Origin of the sequence: Hymenobacter fastidiosus, from assembly GCF_039539565.1 — a bacterium.
Lineage (GTDB): Bacteria > Bacteroidota > Bacteroidia > Cytophagales > Hymenobacteraceae > Hymenobacter > Hymenobacter fastidiosus.
Genome location: NZ_BAABDJ010000025.1, coordinates 1 through 1,353, shown reverse-complemented (window position 1 = coordinate 1,353; position 1,353 = coordinate 1). Strand labels below are relative to the sequence as shown.

The following is a 1,353-nucleotide window of genomic DNA, read 5'->3' as shown; positions in this document are numbered from 1 at the left end:
GTGGGGACAGGTGAAGCAGAAGCCGGCATTGCAACTGTTCCGACCGGGCCCCGGCAAGGGTATTGCGAAGTGAACTTCGTACGGTCCTGCGCGATGTCGGAACCTCGAAACCAGCAGGGGCACACCTCGCCCATGGAGACGAATATCATTTGTGGCCAAGACGAGCGGTTGCGCTCCGGCGGCAGCAACGCATGACCTTAGCTTGACTTTGGCCTTTTGGAGGTTGGGTAGGGACAAAAAAGAAACCCGCCGGGTGGGCCAGGCTTAGCTTTGGGTAACGACACCGTGCTGCTATGCCCACCTTCCCCCGCGAGTTTCAAGCCGTAATGTACCCTATTCCGGCCACTTTTGCCGCCGCGTCTTCGCCCACGTGCAGCTCTTGCCGCTGGGGGCTATCTTGGCGCCGGGCAAACGCACCATCACCTCGGTGCTGCGCATCGTGGGCCTGGGCCAGCAGCCGGCCTGGCACAAGCACCACCGGGTGTTGAGCCGGGCCAGGTGGAGCGCCCGCACCGCCAGCCGCCTGCTACTGGGCCAGCTCGTGGCCACCTTTCTGCCGGCGGGTCCCCTGGTCTTTGGGCTGGACGAAACCCTGGAGCGCCGCTGGGGGCCGCGCATCGCGGCCCGCGGCATCTACCGCGATGCCGTGCGCAGCAGTGATTCCCACTTGGTCAAGTGCAGCGGCCTGCGCTGGCTCAGCGTGTGCTTGCTCACGCCCCCGGAGTTGATACGTTCTATTTAGCGCGGTAAATTTGCTGATAAAAAACGCAATGGAGTTAGCCGAATTTTTTCATCAAGTGCGCGCCCCGCGTCGTCGGCAAGGGCAACGCTTTGCGCTGCCCGCGCTGTTGTGGATGACGTTTCTGGCCATTGCCAGCGGGTACCAAGGCCCGCGGAAAATGGCCCAGTTTGGCCGCAGCAACGCGGCTTTTTTCACCACCTACTTTGGCCTGCGCCACGGCCTGCCCAGCTACGGGGCCTTTCGGGACCTGCTGCAAGGGCTGGACAAAGACGCGCTGGCCCAGGCGTTTGGGCGCTGGTTCACGCCGCAGGCGCAGGCCGGAGATTGGGTGGCGGGCGACGGGCAAAGCCTGCGCTCGACCGTGCAGGGGGCCCAGCAGGCGGACCAATCCTTTAGACTTGATTCGGAAAAGGTTGCTAAGTTAACTCGTGCGAGGCAGCCGTAACTTTGGGGATGGATTACATCTGCCTACGGGAGAAGCCGCGCCAGTTCCTTGCCCTGACCAGCCTACACGTGGCCAAATTTGACGACTTGCTCACCGATTTCGCCCCGGCCTGGGAGCGCTACCACCGCTGGCACACGCTCGAAGGCAAGCGGCGGCAGTTTGCGGC

The 1,353-nt window shown here is 63.2% G+C and carries 2 protein-coding genes; both read left to right on the top strand.

Translation table 11 applies throughout. The features are described 5' to 3' along the window. The first annotated feature begins 370 nt into the window (after window positions 1–370). A complete protein-coding gene (locus ABD833_RS12055) occupies window positions 371–742 on the top strand; it encodes a transposase (protein WP_345073278.1) in 372 nt (123 codons plus the stop codon). Window positions 743–770: 28 nt separating this feature from the next. Further along, window positions 771–1,187 carry a transposase family protein gene (locus tag ABD833_RS12050; protein WP_345073276.1) on the top strand — a complete coding sequence of 139 codons (417 nt, stop codon included), beginning with the start codon at window positions 771–773 and terminating at the stop codon, window positions 1,185–1,187. The last annotated feature ends 166 nt before the right edge of the window (window positions 1,188–1,353 follow it).